This window comes from Mesorhizobium sp. M0802 (assembly GCF_040320115.1).
Classification (GTDB): domain Bacteria; phylum Pseudomonadota; class Alphaproteobacteria; order Rhizobiales; family Rhizobiaceae; genus Mesorhizobium.
Genome location: NZ_JAMYOY010000011.1, coordinates 90,524 through 105,906 on the forward strand (window position 1 = coordinate 90,524; position 15,383 = coordinate 105,906).

10 protein-coding genes are annotated in these 15,383 nt (G+C 64.0%); 5 read left to right on the forward strand and 5 right to left on the reverse strand.

The genetic code is table 11. The features are described 5' to 3' along the window. Positions 1-148: 148 nt before the first annotated feature. From NKI10_RS17030 to NKI10_RS17040, 3 genes are all read left to right on the forward strand, one after another. Positions 149-703 (forward strand): hypothetical protein, encoded by a 555-nt coding sequence (locus tag NKI10_RS17030; RefSeq protein ID WP_023698594.1) that lies wholly within the window; start codon positions 149-151, stop codon positions 701-703. 142 nt (positions 704-845) lie between these two features. Continuing rightward, on the forward strand, positions 846-1,724 hold the full coding sequence (locus NKI10_RS17035; protein WP_023702176.1) for a uracil-DNA glycosylase: 879 nt from the start codon (positions 846-848) through the stop codon (positions 1,722-1,724). Between the two features lie 233 nt (positions 1,725-1,957). After that, positions 1,958-2,770, forward strand: coding sequence for a helix-turn-helix domain-containing protein (locus NKI10_RS17040; protein ID WP_023702177.1), 813 nt, complete (start codon positions 1,958-1,960; stop codon positions 2,768-2,770). 18 nt (positions 2,771-2,788) lie between these two features. On the opposite strand, the gene NKI10_RS17045 is transcribed toward NKI10_RS17040, so the two are convergent. Next, the gene (locus NKI10_RS17045; protein ID WP_245263951.1) at positions 2,789-3,691 is read right to left on the reverse strand and encodes a DMT family transporter; all 903 of its coding nucleotides are present in this window, start codon (positions 3,689-3,691) and stop codon (positions 2,789-2,791) included. A 419-nt stretch (positions 3,692-4,110) separates the two neighbouring features. On the opposite strand from NKI10_RS17045, the gene pepN reads away from it, so the two are divergent. Next, complete coding sequence (gene pepN / locus NKI10_RS17050; protein ID WP_352861045.1) at positions 4,111-6,750, forward strand: aminopeptidase N; 2,640 nt, start codon at positions 4,111-4,113, stop codon at positions 6,748-6,750. Positions 6,751-7,060: 310 nt separating this feature from the next. Then, positions 7,061-9,382, forward strand: coding sequence for a PAS domain-containing sensor histidine kinase (locus NKI10_RS17055; RefSeq protein ID WP_352861047.1), 2,322 nt, complete (start codon positions 7,061-7,063; stop codon positions 9,380-9,382). Between the two features lie 104 nt (positions 9,383-9,486). Here the strand turns inward: NKI10_RS17055 and NKI10_RS17060 are convergent, their stop codons facing one another. The 4 genes from NKI10_RS17060 to NKI10_RS17075 form a co-directional block, all read right to left on the reverse strand. Then, entirely contained in the window at positions 9,487-9,960 is a 474-nt protein-coding gene (locus tag NKI10_RS17060; RefSeq protein ID WP_023702181.1) for an EF-hand domain-containing protein, read from the reverse strand. A gap of 64 nt (positions 9,961-10,024) precedes the next feature. Next, entirely contained in the window at positions 10,025-12,991 is a 2,967-nt protein-coding gene (locus NKI10_RS17065) for a bifunctional [glutamine synthetase] adenylyltransferase/[glutamine synthetase]-adenylyl-L-tyrosine phosphorylase (protein WP_352861049.1), read from the reverse strand. Next, positions 12,991-14,466 (reverse strand): sensor histidine kinase, encoded by a 1,476-nt coding sequence (locus NKI10_RS17070; RefSeq protein ID WP_352861051.1) that lies wholly within the window; start codon positions 14,464-14,466, stop codon positions 12,991-12,993. The genes NKI10_RS17065 and NKI10_RS17070 overlap by 1 nt, the downstream gene beginning before the upstream one ends. A gap of 107 nt (positions 14,467-14,573) precedes the next feature. Next, positions 14,574-15,248 (reverse strand): response regulator transcription factor, encoded by a 675-nt coding sequence (locus tag NKI10_RS17075; protein ID WP_023670185.1) that lies wholly within the window; start codon positions 15,246-15,248, stop codon positions 14,574-14,576. Between the last annotated feature and the right edge of the window lie 135 nt (positions 15,249-15,383).

The window sequence follows — 15,383 nt, forward strand, 5'->3', positions numbered from 1 at the left end:
GGCCGCGCTCAGCGTCCCATATTTTAATTGTTCGACGGCTCTCTTATCGGCCATACTTATTTCCATGCGCACGCCGTCCGGCTATTCATTGACGCGCTTCCCCCTTCCGCCCGGCCGGACCTGCCGAGCGATCCTTCTCGCCCTTTCAATGCTTACGCCGGTTCGCGCTCAGGCCGAGCCGGTGAAGGTGTGGGCGACCGGCGCCTATTCCTTTTCCGACGAGCTTGGCGGTTTCCACATCACCGGCGCCTCGGGCACCGGCACCAAGGAAGATCCGTTGGTCATCTCCGAGGAGCTGAATTCGTCAACGCCGGTGACGCTCACCATCCGCACCACCAAACCGATCCAGCCGTTCAGCACCAACGGCGAATTCGCCAACGGCATCCTGTACATGCGTATCGAGGTTCTCAACAACAGCGGCCAGGCCTGGGTCGAATTCCAGTTCGAGCTGCAGGAGATACTCAACCAGCCGAGCGTGTTCGGCGACGGCCTGTCCTTCGACCAGCGCAACAAGACGCCCGACAACATCCTGTCGAGCGCGTACGCCGATTTCGACCGCGATTTCGAACCCTATGACCGGCTCTTGTTCAAGAGTGGACAGATCGACCCGCTGAAGAGGGGACGCTTCGAGTTTCTGATCACCGACTACACGCCGCGCTGGACGTTCTATCTGGTGCAGGATCCGCGGATACCGACGGGGTAAGCGGCAGACGCCGTGAAAATCGCCACGAAATGCCCTTCGTGATTGGCGAAAGCCGACGAGCGCGTAATCTCCCTCCTCGAGGGGGGAGATTACTAACCGCCCAACCTTGCAAATCGTCTCTCGGCGGACGAATGTGCCCGGCATGACTGCCGCCTCCCCCAACAACCGATCCGACCTGGCCGAGTTGCTCGCCTTCTACGCCTCTGCCAGCGTCGACGAAGCGTTGGAGGACGCGCCGGTGAACCGGTTTGCCGGGGCAGCACCGAAGCGCCCCGAGCGCACAACGGCGCCTGCCGCGCCGCCTCGCGAAAACAAGTTTCCGGAACAAGCCGCCGCCAGCCCCGGGCTGGACGCAAGCCGGGTGCCGGACGCGCCGGCGCGTTCCGTTCCGGCCATGGCGACGGTGCCCGACGAGGCACAGGCGGCCCTGGCCCGGCAAATGGCGGCAAGTGCCTCGACGCTCGACGAACTGCGCCAGCACATGGCGTCGTTCGATGGCTGCAACCTCAAATTCACCGCCAAGAACCTGGTCTTTGCCGACGGCAATCCGGAAGGTTCGGTGATGTTGGTCGGCGAGGCGCCCGGCCGCGACGAGGATATTGAGGGCCTGCCCTTCGTCGGCCGCTCGGGCCGGCTGCTCGACCGCATGCTGGCGGCGATCGGGCTTGACCGGACTTCGGTCTATATCGCCAACGTCATTCCCTGGCGGCCACCCGGCAACCGCACGCCGACGCCGCACGAGACCGAAATCTGCCGTCCCTTCATCGAGCGGCACATAGAGCTGGTCAATCCCAAGGTGCTGGTCAATCTCGGTGGCCCTTCGGCCAAGACCTTGCTCAACACGAGCGAAGGCATCTTGCGCCTGCGCGGCAACTGGCGCGTCCACACCACGGCTTCCGGCATTGCCATTCCGGCCATGCCGACGCTGCACCCGGCCTATCTCTTGCGAACCCCTGCGCACAAGAAACTGGCGTGGCGAGATTTTCTCGAGGTGAAAGCGAAGTTGCGAGAGGTGGGCTAGCTAGCTGATCTCCCCCTTGAGGGCCCTTGGAGGGGGAGATGTCGCCGAAGGCGACTGTGGGGTCGTTGCGCGTGGAGCGCCAACGTCCATTTCCGTAAGAAGGTCGCATCCCGTCGAACCCCTTCTGGCCTGCCGGCCATCTCCCCCTCAGAGGGGGAGAAGATTTCGCCTCGGCCTCCGCTATAACCTCCGACGTAATTGAAATCCCTCTCCCGCCGCCTTAATCCCGCCCGATGACAACAGCCCAAACCTCCGCCGGCAGCCTGATCCGCGAATGGCGCACGCGCCGGCGCATGAGCCAGCTTGATCTCGCAATGGAGGCTGAGATTTCCCAGCGTCATCTCTCCTTCGTCGAAAGCGGCCGCGCCGCGCCCTCGCGCGAGATGGTGCTGCATCTGGCCGAGCAGCTTGAGATTCCGCTGCGGCAGCGTAATCAGCTGTTGCTGGCTGCCGGCTTTGCCCCGAGCTTCAGCGAGCGGCCACTCACAGATACGACTCTGGCGCCGGCGCTTGCCGCGGTCGAGAGCGTGCTCAAAGGGCATGAGCCGTTCCCCGCCCTCGCCGTCGACCGGCACTGGAACCTGATATCCGCCAATGCCGCCATCGGCCCGTTTCTGGCCGATGTTGCCGAGCCGTCGCTGCTCCAGCCGCCGGTCAATGTGCTGCGCCTCAGCCTGCACCCGAACGGCATCGCACCGCGCATCGTCAATCTCGCGGAATGGCGGGCGCATCTGCTGGAGCGGCTGAAACACCAGAACGATGCCGCCGGCGATCCCGTCCTGGTCGAGCTGGAGCGCGAATTGCGAACCTATCCGTCCGGGCTCAAGGGTGCGCGGCCGGTGCCGGTCGAGCCCAACGGCATCGTCCATCCGCTGCGGCTGGCGCATGGCGACCAGGTGCTGTCCTTCATCAGCACCATCACCGTCTTCGGCACGCCGCTTGACGTGACGCTGTCGGAACTGGCGATCGAGTCTTTCTTCCCGGCCGACGAGCAGACGCGAGCGGTGCTGGTGCGGCTGGCGAAGGAACGTGCGGAAGCTAGCTGAGCAACCCCGCGGACCTCCTCACCCCTGTGGTGGCGCTGCCTTGCGCGTTCGGGTGCGTTCCAGGCCGAGTTGGCGCTCGCGCCAGATGATGAAGATGCCGGCGGCAACGACGATCACACCGCCGACGAGCGTGTTGATGGTGGCAATATCGCCAAAGGCGAAATAGCCGACGACGACGCCGAGGATCATCGAGGTGTATTCGAACGGCGCCACCACCGAAGCTTCGGCATGGCGGTACGCCGCCGTCATCAAAATCTGCGCCAGCCCGCCACAGAACCCTGCTGCGACCAGCAGACCGGCCTGCAGCGGCGTCAGCGCCTGCCAGCCGAAGGGCAGCGTAAGCAGCGCCATGACACTCGCCGTCGCCGAGAACCACAACACGATGGTCGCTGTTCGTTCAGTCTGGACAAGATTGCGCACGAGCAGGATGGCATTGGCGGAGATTGCTGCAGAAACAAGAGCAGCGATGACGCCCAGCACCTCCTGGTCGCCGAGCGCGACGCCCGACGTGAGCAGCGTCAGCTCCGGCCAGGAGATGATCAGCACGCCGACCAGACCGACCGCAACCGCGCTCCAGCGATAGACGCGAATGGCTTCGCCGAGGAATAGCGAGGAGAACACCACCACCAGCAAAGGCTGGGCATAGTTCAGCGTGATCGCCTCAGGCAGCGGCAGCCGGGTCAGCGCAAAGAAGCCGAGCCCCATGGCGCAAACGCCGACGACACCGCGCGCAATGTGGTTCAGCGGGCGTTTGGTGGCGAACGCCGTACCGAGTTTTCTCTTGAAGGCCAGGAAGGCGATGATCGGGAAGATGGCGAAGAAGGAGCGGAAGAAGACGATCTGGCCGGCCGGCAAAGTGCCGGCGGCCTTGATGCAGGTTTGCATGCCGACAAAGACCGCCACCGACATGACCTTGAGCATGATCCCGGTGAGAACATCAGAGCGCCGCGCGTCGTCTTCGACGCGCAAAGGACGCTCTGACACTTTAAATCTGCGCATCGTGCTTTCCAAAAATCGACATCGATTATTGGGCCGATGCGCGCCGGGATGATCGGACAGTTTCCCGCCCGCTTCGTCTCCAGGTCCGGCTTTCACTGTTCTGTTGCTTCCCGGATCTCCGCTGAGATGCGCGTCGAACGACGCGGTACACAGGCGCCCATGCCGAACTTCGATCTGACGACGGTCATCAAGGCCTCACGATGATGGCGGAAGGGGAACGCCCCGAAATAGGCATTGGCGCAGTTTTGTCGAGTGACCGTTTCGTGTAAAGAGCGCGCAACTTTAGATTAATGGGCCAGGACACGTCAGCGGCTCCGATAGCGACAGGGAAACCCAAGGGAATGCGAACCGATACCGGCCAGGTCTTCAAGCTCGAAGACTACCGCCCCAACGACTTTTCCATCCCGCAAACCGGCCTCACCTTCCGCCTTTCGCCAGACGCAACGCGTGTCACCGCAGTGCTGACGATCGAACGCCGCGATGGCGCCGCCGCCTCGACGTCGCTGGTGCTGGACGGCGACGGGCTGGTGCTCAAGCGCATTGCCATCGACGGTCGCGAGCTTGCCCCGGCCGAGTATCTCGCCACGCCGGACCAGCTGACCATTTTGAGGCCGCCGGCCCGTTTCCAGCTGCTGCTCGAGACCGAGATCGCGCCGGCCAGCAATGAGGCGCTGATGGGCCTCTACCGCTCCAGCAATGTCTATTGCACGCAATGCGAGGCCGAGGGCTTTCGCCGCATCACCTATTTCCTCGACCGCCCCGACATCCTGTCGGTCTATACCGTGCGTATCGAGGCGAGGCTGGACGAAGCGCCGCTGTTGCTTTCCAACGGCAATCCGGTCGAAAGCGGCGCGCTTGCCGACGGCTGGCACTTTGCAGTCTGGCACGACCCCTTCCCCAAGCCGTCCTATCTGTTTGCGCTCGTGGCCGGCAATCTCGGCAAGGTTGCGGACAGTTTCGTCACCATGTCCGGGCGCGAGGTCGAACTCGGCATCTATGTCGAGCCAGGCAAGGAGGGGCTTGCCGGCTACGCCATGGATGCGCTGAAGCGCTCGATGCAATGGGACGAGCAGGCCTTCGGCCGCGAATACGACCTCGACGTCTTCAACATCGTCGCCGTTTCCGACTTCAACATGGGGGCCATGGAGAACAAGGGCCTCAATATCTTCAACGACAAATATGTGCTGGCCGACCGGGAAACCGCCACCGATGCCGATTTCGCCAATATCGAGGCGATCATCGCGCATGAGTATTTCCACAACTGGACCGGCAACAGGATCACCTGCCGCGATTGGTTCCAGCTCTGCCTGAAAGAAGGGCTGACGGTTTTTCGCGACCACGAATTCTCCGCCGACCAGCGCTCGCGCGCGGTCAAGCGCATCGCCGAAGTGCGCACGCTCAGGGCACACCAGTTCCCCGAGGACCAGGGACCGCTGGCGCATCCGGTGCGGCCGCGCCGCTACCGCGAGATCAACAATTTCTACACGGCGACCGTCTACGAAAAAGGCTCGGAAGTCGTGCGCATGATCCGCACCATTCTCGGACCTGACACGTTCCGCGCCGGAATGGATCTCTATTTCGAGCGCCATGACGGCGAAGCAGCGACGATCGAGGATTTCCTCAAAGTGTTCGAGGACGCCTCCGGGCGCGATCTGTCGCAATTCGCGCTCTGGTACCACCAGGCGGGCACGCCGAACCTGACCGTCAGTTCGACGCACAATCCGGCCACGCGCGAGTTCACGCTCGAGATCGAGCAGTCGGTGCCGCCGACGCCGTCGGAAAGCCGCAAGCGGCTGATGCACATCCCGCTCGCCTTCGGGCTGGTCGGCGCCGGCGGCGAACCGGTTGCCTATGGCGGCGTCGAGGGCGCCGCCGTCGAGGACGGTGTCATCCATATTCGCAAGCGCCGTCACATGGTGCGCTTCTCAGGCGTTGCCGAGCGGCCGGCGGTGTCGCTCAACCGCGGCTTTTCGGCACCGATCACGCTTTCGGTCGAGCAGAAGGCCGACGACCAGTTCTTTCTCGCCGGCCATGACAGCGATGCCTTTGCGCGCTGGCAGGCGTTCAACACGCTTTTGACCGATGCGCTGATAGCGGCCTTCCGCCAGATCCTCGGCGGCGCAAAGCCGGCCTTCACCGCCAGGCTGACCGGACTTGCCGGCAAGATCGCCGGCGACGAGACGCTGGAACCCGCTTACCGGGCACTGGCGCTTTCGCTTCCGGGCGAGGCCGACATTGCCCGCGACATCGGCAGGAATATCGACCCCGACGCCATCTTCGCCGCCCGCGAGGCGCTGGCGCTGGCAATCGCGCGCGCCAATCAGCAAACGTTCACCGACCTATACGGCCGCCTCGCCGACGACGGGCCGTTCAGCCCCGACGCGGCAAGTGCGGGACGCCGCGCGCTGCGCAACATCCTGCTCGACTACCTCTCGCTGCTGCCGAAAGGGGCTGCGCTCGCCGCCCGGCATTTCGAGGTCGCGACGAACATGACCGACCGCGCCGCAGCGCTGACCGTCCTTGCGCACCGCCATGACGGTTCGCCGGAGGCGATCAAGGCGCTGGCCGATTTCGAGGCCCGTTATGGCGCCGATCCGCTGGTCATGGACAAATGGTTCCAGATCCAGGCCAGCGTGCCGGGACCCCGGACAGTCGACACGGTACGCGAGCTGACTGGTCACGCAGCTTTCTCGATGGCCAATCCGAACCGGGTGCGCTCGCTGGTCGGCACATTCGCCAGCGCCAACCAGACCGGCTTCCACCGCGCCGATGGCGAAGGCTACCGGTTTTTTACCCAGACCGTACTCGAGGTTGAAAAACGCAATCCGCAAGTGGCGGCCAGGCTGGCGACAGCGCTGCGCTCGTGGCGCTCGCTGGAGCCGGGCAGGCAAGCCAAGGCCAGGGAAGCGCTGCTGGCCATCGCCGGTGCCGAGAACCTGTCGGCGGATTTGCGGGACATTGTGGAGCGAACGCTGGCCTGATCCCTCCCCCTTGAGGGGACGGTGGACAGCCGCCGAAGGCGGATGGACGGGTGGGGTCGTTGCGGCAGTGCGCGACCTCGACCAACTTCGACCGTGATTGAGAGAGTCGAGCGCTTCGCCGAGGACCCCACCCGGCCCTTCGGGCCACCCTCCCCTCAAGGGGAGGGATTTCAGCGTTATTTCAATCAATTTTTAATGTTTTTCGGCCGCGCCTCTGGACAAGGCGAATCACCTTTGATTCTTTACAGACGATTCGGATGTGCGGTGTTGCCGGATCGTCAAGCGTACGGAAATTCGGGGAGTGCCATTTATGGCCAAGGCGGACGCGTGGGGCGCGCCCGAAGGGACGGCTTTTGAGCGGCGCAAGGCGCGAGGCGACGGCCTCGCCGGCAATACGCGGCTCATCGCTGAACCAGCCTACCGGCGGCTCCTGGCTGCCGAACCCCTTCTGCGCCGTTCGATACCGGCTCTCATCATCATCTTCCTGATCGTCATCGCCGCACTGCGCGTGCTGTCGCTGATGAACGAGCGCGACGAGGCCGAGCGCGACGGCAAGGCGGTGCTAGGTCTCGCCGCCGGCCAGATGGCGAACGCAATCTCGGCCGACCCGACCGCGGCATCCAGCGGTGCAATTGATCTTCTGGAAAGCACGAGCCGCCAGGGCGCCATGGGCAGAAGCCATGTGCTTGTGATCACCGACAGCGCCTTCAAGATCATTGCCGTGTCGCCGCTGTCGACCGGCTGGCAAGGGCGATCGCTGGACAGCCTGGTGCTGAACGGCCAGCCGCTGTTCATGTTCGGCGACCGCGCCGGGGTCATGGATGTCAGCATCGGCGGCCAGGACTGGTACGCGGCGGTGAGCCTGACCCGGGACCGCAAGAACGCCGCCGCCGTGCTGGTGCCGCAGGAAGCGGTGTTCGACAACTGGCGCAAGACCGTCTCGCTCAACGTCACGCTGTTTGTGCTGACAGCCGGCGTGCTGATCATCATCCTCTACGCCTATTTCGGCCAGGCATCGCGCGCCCAGACAGCCGACCGCATCTATCTCGAAGCCCATCAGCGCATCGACATGGCGCTGGTTCGCGGTCGCTGCGGCCTGTGGGACTGGGACATGGTGCGCGGCAAGATGTACTGGTCGCGCTCGATGTACGACATGCTGGGCTACGAGCCCTGCAACTCGATGCTGTCGTTCGGCGAGGTCGACGACATCATCCACCCCGAGGACGGCGACCTGTTCGAGCTGGCCAACAAAATCGTCGAGCGCGAGATCGACCATATCGACCAGGTGTTCCGGATGCGTCACGCCGACGGCCAGTGGGTGTGGATGCGCGCCAGGGCCCAGGTGATCGACCCGGAAGCGCCTGAGATCCAGCTGATCGGCATTGCCGTCGACGTCACCGAGCAGCGGCATCTGGCGCTGCGCTCGGAGGCGGCCGACCTGCGCCTGCGGACCGCGATCGAAAACATCAACGAATCCTTCGTGCTGTGGGATGCCGCCCAGCGCCTGATCATGTGCAATTCCAAATACCAGAAGGACAACGGCCTGTCGGACCGCGACGTCATGCCGGGCGCTGCGCGCGCCGTGCTTGAAGAGCGCATGCTGGCCTTCGCCTCTGAACGGCGGCTGGCCAACACCAACGGGCCGCAAGGGGGCGCAACCTTCGAGCGGCAGCTCTCCGACGGCCGCTGGCTGCAGGTCAACGAACTGAGGACCCGGGACGGCGGCACGGTCTCCGTCGGCTCCGACATCACCCAGATCAAGCTGCACCAGGAAAAGCTGGTCGACAGCGAGCGCCGGCTGATGGCGACCATCCACGACCTCAGCCTCGCCCGCCGGGCCGAGGAAGAGCGCGCCAAGGAACTGGTCGAGCTCAACCGCGAATATATGAAGGAAACCGAGCGCGCCGAGGCCGCCAATCGGGCCAAATCCGAATTCCTAGCCAACATGTCGCACGAGCTGCGCACGCCGCTCAACGCCATCATCGGGTTCTCCGAACTGATGGAACAAGGCCTGTTCGGGCCGCTCGGTTCGCCGCGCTACGAGGAATATGCCAACGACATCAACGGCAGCGGCAAATATCTGCTCGGCGTCATCAACGACATACTCGATATGTCGAAGATCGAAGCCGGCCAATTCTCGGTGGACCGCGAGGAAATCGATCTCTGCCCGCTGATCCGCGAGACGGTGCGGGTGATCTCGCTGCAGGCGGCGGAGAAATCGATCACGGTCGAAACCCGCATCGCCGATACGATGACGCTGTTCGCCGACCGCCGGGCGATCAAGCAGATCGCCATCAATCTGCTGTCGAATGCGGTGAAGTTCACCGGTCAGGGCGGCCATATCTCGGTGCGCGCCCGCAACACGTCAGGCGCGCTGGTGCTGACCATCGAGGACAATGGCTGCGGCATTCCGAAGGAGGCACTGAGCAAGCTTGGCCGCCCCTTCGAACAGGTGCAGAACCAGTTTTCGAAGAACCACGCCGGCTCCGGCCTCGGCCTTGCCATCTCGCGCTCGCTGGCCGAGCTGCAGGGCGGCGCGCTGAAAATCCGCTCGACCGAAGGCGTCGGCACGATCGTGTCGGTGCGCATTCCGGTGAAGAAGCCGGCGCTGGCGGTGAAGGCGGCTGCCTGACGGCCCGCCAATGCGAGCGGTGCTCTCCGCCGCGTTCAAGGACTGAGTAGCCCCGGTCATGTAAGGGCTCCGGCGGCTTTCGCCGCCGGAGACATATCGCCATTTCACTCCATGCTGTCGTCGCCGCCGTCCCATTGGTGGTGGCGGCCCATGCGGCCTTTCTTTGGCAGTTCGTTGCGCTCGATCTTGCCGTCATTGTTGCGGTCGAGCATGGCGAACACCTTCTTCTCGCGCCCGGTGATGTCGTCCGTGGTCAGCGTGCCGTCGCCCTTGCTGTCGTAGCGGGCAACTATGCGCTTGGCCATTTCCTCGAACCGCGCCTTCTCCAGCGCGTCAGCGAGCTGGGCGACTGTCAGCTTGCCGCCATTATCGGCGACCAGCTTCTTCAGCCGCGCGTTCATGGCGTCGGAAAACTGGTCGAAGCTGATGGTGCCGTTGGAATCCTTCATCGCCTTGTCGAGGCGCATCATCGCGCCCTCGCGCATTCTGGCGCTGGCATTGTTCTCGGCATAGGCGGTGGTGCCAACGGCGCCGGCAAGCGCGACAAAGGCAAGGGCAAGTCCGGTTGTCTTTCTCATGGGTATCTCCTGTTGCATCGTCACCCCCGATGCGATCCGAAACAGCCGCCAACGCTTCACGCCCTCACGACCGTTTCGTACGAAGCAAAAGGTTGAAATCCTTTCTGACCTTTTGCGACGTTTCCTTGAGATGTGCTTCCAGCACACCGAAATCCGGCAGGTCAGTCACCGCCAGAAGCAGATCCGACAATCCCGGCGGAACGTCATCGCGTTCGAATGCACCGGTGAGGCAAAGCCGCGTCATCTGGGTCAGCGCCAGATAGAGTTGGTAGGCTTCGCAAAGCTGCTGCCTGACGTCAGCCTCGGCGAAATCCGGCGACAGATGCGCCAGGATTTCGCCGGTCGCGGTCACCCTGCGGCCGGCTTCGACCTGCCCGGTTATAACCGCCACCTGCGCGATGAATTCGAGGTCGATGAGGCCGCCGGAGATGAGCTTGATGTCCCAGAGATCGCGCGGCGATTTTTCCTTCTCGATCAGCGCGCGCATCTCGGATGCCTCCGCCCTCACCTTGGCGGCGTCGCGCGGCAAGGCCAGAAGTGCCGCCACCTCGGCCTCGACCTCGGTGCAAAGGGCAGCGTCACCGCCGATGGCGCGAGCCCTTGCCAAAGCCATGTGCTCCCAGGTCCAGGCCTCCTGGCGCTGGTATTTCTTGAAGGCGTCGATATGGGTCGCCACCGGCCCCTTGTTGCCGGATGGCCGCAAGCGCAGGTCGAGTTCGTAGAGAACGCCCTCGGCGGTCGGCGCCGAGACAGCCGCGATCAGCCGCTGCGTCATCCTGGTGTAGTAGTGCGACGGTGCGAGCGGCTTGTCGCCGTCGGACTCGTCGGCATCCGGGTCGTGATCGTAAAGCAGGATAAGGTCGACGTCCGAACCCGCCGTCAATTCGCGGCTGCCGAGCTTACCCATGCCGAGCAGCGAAACCGTGCCGCCGGCGATACCGCCGTGGCGCAGCGCGAATTCGGTGGTCACCGCCTGCAATGCGGCGTCGATGGTGAGGTCGGCGAGATCGGAAAAGGCGCGGCCGGCGCGCGCCGGGTCGATCGAGCCGGCGAGCAGCCTGACACCGATCAGGAATTTCTGCTCGGAGGCAAAGATGCGCAGCCGGTCAAGCACATCCTCGTAGGGCCTGTCGCCATCGATGAAAGCGGCCAACCGCGCTGAGAGATAGGCGCGGTTGGGCAGTTCGGTGAGCAGCGCCGGGTCGAGCAGACCGTCGAAGACATGCGGGCGCCTTGTGATGATTGCCGCCAGCCGAGGCGCGGCGCCCATGATCGTCGCCATAAGCTTCAGCAGAGCGGGATTCGACTGCAGCAGCGAAAACAGCTGGATGCCGGCGGGCAGGCCGGCGAGGAGTTCATCGAAGCGAACCAGCGCCTCGTCGGCCCGGCGCGTCTGGCCGAAGGCTTTGAGCAGCGCCGGCGTCAGTTCGGTCAGCCGCTCGCGCGCTTCCGCCGACTGGGTGGCGCGATAGCGGCCGAAATGCCAGCCCCGAATGACGCGGCAGATGTCGCTTGGCCGCTGGAAGCCAAGGCCGTGCAAGGTCTGCAGCGTGTCGGGATCGTCGACATCGCCGGTGAAGACCAGATTGCCGACGCCGGCCGACAATTCAGGCGCAGTCTCGAACAGCGCGGCGTAATGGCGCTCGACCTCATGCAAAGCCGCGCGAAAGGTTTCGGCAAATCTGGCGGCATCGGCAAAGCCCAGCATATGGGCGATGCGTTCCAGCCCTTCATCATCGTCGGGCAGAATATGCGTCTGCTCGTCGGCGACCATCTGGATGGCGTGTTCCACGCCGCGCAGAAACCAATATTGCTGCGTGAGCGCGTCGCGTGCATCGGCGGTGATCCAGTTGCGCGCCGCCAGCGCACCCAGCATCGGCACCGTCTCGCGGCCGCGCAGCTCCGGAAAACGGCCGCCGGCGATCAGTTGCTGGGTCTGGACGAAGAACTCGATTTCGCGAATGCCGCCGCGGCCGAGCTTGACGTTGTGTCCTTTGACCGCGATCTCGCCATGACCCTTGTGGGCATGGATCTGGCGCTTGATCGAATGAACGTCGGCGATCGCCGCATAGTCCATGTATTTGCGCCAGACATAGGGCTGCAATTCCCGCAGGAACGCATCCCCGGCATCGAGATCGCCGGCCAAGGGACGCGCCTTGATCATGGCGGCGCGCTCCCAGTTCTGGCCGCGCGCCTCATAGTAGCGAAGTGCTGCCTCGACCGGGATCGCCAGCGGCGTCGAGCCTGGATCGGGACGAAGCCTCAAATCGGTGCGGAAGACATAGCCGTGCCCGGTGCGGTCCTGCAGGATGCGGACCAGCCTGCGGGTCAGGCGCGCAAACAGCTCTGTGGCCTCGAGCGGATCGACGATTGCCGGCGCATCCGGATCGAAGAAGACGACGAGGTCGATGTCGGAGGAGAAATTCAGTTCATGCGCGCCAAGCTTGCCCATGCCGAGCACGATCCAGCCGGATTGCCGTGACGGATTTTCGGGATCGGGTAATTTGAGCTTGCCTTGGCTGTGCGCCTCGCGCAGCAGGAAGTCGACCGCCGCGGAGGTGCAGGCATCGGCGAGATTGCTGAGGCGCCTTACCGTCAGCGCGGCATCGGCCTCGCCGGAGAGGTCTGCAAGTGCGATCAGGAAGTGAGCTTCACCCTTCCACTGCCTGAGTTCCATCATCAGGCTGGATTCGGAAACGGTCTCGGAAAAGGCGGCCTTGCCGATCGCTTCGGCGATGGCGAGCAGCCGAGCCTCGACACTGCCATCGAACAGCGCGTCGAGGATTTGCGGCCGGCGGCGCGCGACATCGCGGAGGAAGGGCGAGAGGTCGAAGACGGCAGCGAGAAACTCCTGTGCGGCGCCCTTGACCCCTAGGAATTTCGCCAGCCGCGGCAGGTTCTCGTCCTTGGCATCGCCAGCGATCTCCGACAGTTCACGCCGGGCGCGGGCCTCATCCAGCGGCGCGAGCTGCGCCGCCAGTTGCAGGCGCCATTCGGTCTCGATCCGTTTCGCAGCCATCCTCACCGCCATCAATGGTCCTCCCGCGCCGGGAAGCTCATGATAACGGACAATCCGGGATTGGCAGGCAGAAGTTCAAGCCGGCCATTGTGAAAAGTCATGATCGCCTTGGCGAGGCTGAGGCCAAGACCGGATCCCGGCTGCGAGCGGCTCTTTTCCAGCCGCACGAAGCGCTCGGTCGCCCTGGCGCGGTCGGCATCGTCGGGGATGCCATGGCCATTGTCGGAAACGGAAAGGCGGATTTCGTGACCGACGCGCTGCAGGGCTACGCGCACGGCAGGCTTTTCCGTCGCATCGGTCGAGTATTTGATGGCGTTGTCGACGATGTTCGACAGTGCCTGGCCGATCAGCTCGCGGTTGCCATCGACGGAAAAATTCCCGTCCGCGGCAGTTTCAAGCACCACGCCAGCCTCCTCCGCCACCGGCTCATAAAGCTCGACAACGTCATGCACCGCGGCGGCGAGATCGACGTTGCTGGTGCTCTCCGAGGAATAGCCGGCCTCCAGCCTGGAGATCATCAGGATGGCGTTGAAGGTTTTTATCAGCTGGTCGGATTCGGCGATGGTGCCTTCCAGCGCCTGCCGGTAGTCGGTGGTCTTGTGCTTGCCCGAAAGTGTCGCCTCAGCGCGGTTGCGCAGTCTGGTCAGCGGCGTCTTCAAATCATGGGCGATGTTGTCGGAGACCTGCTTCAGCCCTTCGTTGAGCGTCGCTATCCTGGCCAGCATGGTGTTGAGGTTTTCCGACAGGCGGTCGAACTCATCGCCGGCGCCGGTCACCGGCAGCCGTCCCGTGAGATCGCCGCCCATGATGCGGCGGCTTGCCTCCGAGACGCTGTCGATGCGCTTCAGCGCGGCGCGGCCGACAAGGAACCAGATCAGCAGCCCGCCCAGGCCCATCATGCCCAGCGCCAGCATCAGGGCGCGGCGGACGACGGCGCGGAAGCGCTCGGGCTCGCCGAGATCGCGGCCGACCAGCATGATCATCTGGTTGGGCAGCCGCAGCACCAGCGCGATGGCGTTGTGGCCCTTCTCGCCCTCGGGCTGAATTTCGGTCTCGCCGGGCTGCGCGCCATTCGGGTCAGAAGCCTGGTTGCGCTGCCGTTCGAGCTCACCTTCGCCGAAACGGCGATAGGAGAAGGGTTCGGTCGTCCAGCCATCGGTCTCGAGCACCCCCGGTGCCAGGCTCTGCACGTTGCCGGTGAGGATCTGGCCGTTGACATCGGCAATGAGATAGAGGTTGGCGCCGGGCTGGCGCGAGCGCTGCTCGACGACGCGCACCAGCCGCGGCAGGCCGCCGCTCTGATAGGCACGGGCGAGGCCGAGCACCTCGTCATTGATGGTCTGCTGGGTCTGGCCGGTCAGCATGCGGGCCGACAACGACGTCATGTAGAAGACCAGCAACACGGCACATAGCGCGAAAAGCAGGAAATAAAGCGCTGAAAGCCGCGCCGCCGTCGTCCTCATGATGGCCGGCAGGGAAAGGGCCATCGAGTTCTAGCTCATGATGAGATTTGGCTGAAATCTCATCATGACCTACCCCTTTGTTGGAGCATGATCTTCTCCAAAAACCGGTACCTACTTTTTGGGATCATGCTCTAGCCGCTCTTCAGCATATAGCCGGCGCCGCGAACCGTATGCAGGATCGGCTTGTCGAAACCCTTCTCGATCTTGCCACGCAGGCGCGAGACGTGAACGTCGATCACGTTGGTCTGCGGATCGAAATGATAGTCCCAGACATTTTCGAGCAGCATGGTGCGCGTCACCACCTGGCCGGCATGGCGCATCAGATATTCGAGCAGGCGGAATTCGCGCGGCTGCAGCGTGATCTCGCGCGCCGCGCGCTTGACCGAATGGGACAGCCGGTCAAGCTCGAGATCGCCGACCCGGTAGACGGTTTCGGCCTCCCTGGCGCTGGCGCGGCGGTTCAGCACCTCGACGCGGGCGAGCAATTCGGAAAAGGCATAGGGCTTGGTCAGATAGTCGTCCCCGCCGGCGCGCAGACCGGTGACGCGGTCATCGACTTCGCCCAGCGCCGACAGGATCAGCACCGGCGTGGTGTTGCCGCGCGAGCGCAGGCCGGCAATGACGGAGAGCCCGTCGCGGCGTGGCATCATGCGGTCGACGACCATCACGTCATAGTCGCCGGCATCGGCCAGCGCAAAGCCGGTTTCGCCGTCGCCGGCGACATGGGCGGTGTGCCCAGCCTCGGCAAAGGCCTTCTGCATATAGTCGGCCGCCTCGCGATCGTCTTCTATGACGAGAATCTTCATAGAGCCGTTATACGCGATTTCGCCGGAAGATTGAGGGGCCGCCATGAGCGCAAAAGCTTTCGTTCAAGCATGTCGTTTTGCCAAAACCGCCGTGCACTTTTGGGCGCCATGCTTCGATGTTAGAGCGGCAGCGGG

Coding starts and splice junctions, on each gene's coding strand:
- NKI10_RS17070 (WP_352861051.1), bottom strand. CDS start 14,466: ATGGCCCTTTCCCTGCCGGCCATCATGAGGACGACGGCGGCGCGGCTT.
- pepN (WP_352861045.1), top strand. CDS start 4,111: ATGCGAACCGATACCGGCCAGGTCTTCAAGCTCGAAGACTACCGCCCC.
- NKI10_RS17060 (WP_023702181.1), bottom strand. CDS start 9,960: ATGAGAAAGACAACCGGACTTGCCCTTGCCTTTGTCGCGCTTGCCGGC.
- NKI10_RS17045 (WP_245263951.1), bottom strand. CDS start 3,691: ATGCTCAAGGTCATGTCGGTGGCGGTCTTTGTCGGCATGCAAACCTGC.
- NKI10_RS17035 (WP_023702176.1), top strand. CDS start 846: ATGACTGCCGCCTCCCCCAACAACCGATCCGACCTGGCCGAGTTGCTC.
- NKI10_RS17040 (WP_023702177.1), top strand. CDS start 1,958: ATGACAACAGCCCAAACCTCCGCCGGCAGCCTGATCCGCGAATGGCGC.
- NKI10_RS17055 (WP_352861047.1), top strand. CDS start 7,061: ATGGCCAAGGCGGACGCGTGGGGCGCGCCCGAAGGGACGGCTTTTGAG.
- NKI10_RS17030 (WP_023698594.1), top strand. CDS start 149: ATGCTTACGCCGGTTCGCGCTCAGGCCGAGCCGGTGAAGGTGTGGGCG.
- NKI10_RS17075 (WP_023670185.1), bottom strand. CDS start 15,248: ATGAAGATTCTCGTCATAGAAGACGATCGCGAGGCGGCCGACTATATG.
- NKI10_RS17065 (WP_352861049.1), bottom strand. CDS start 12,991: ATGGCGGTGAGGATGGCTGCGAAACGGATCGAGACCGAATGGCGCCTG.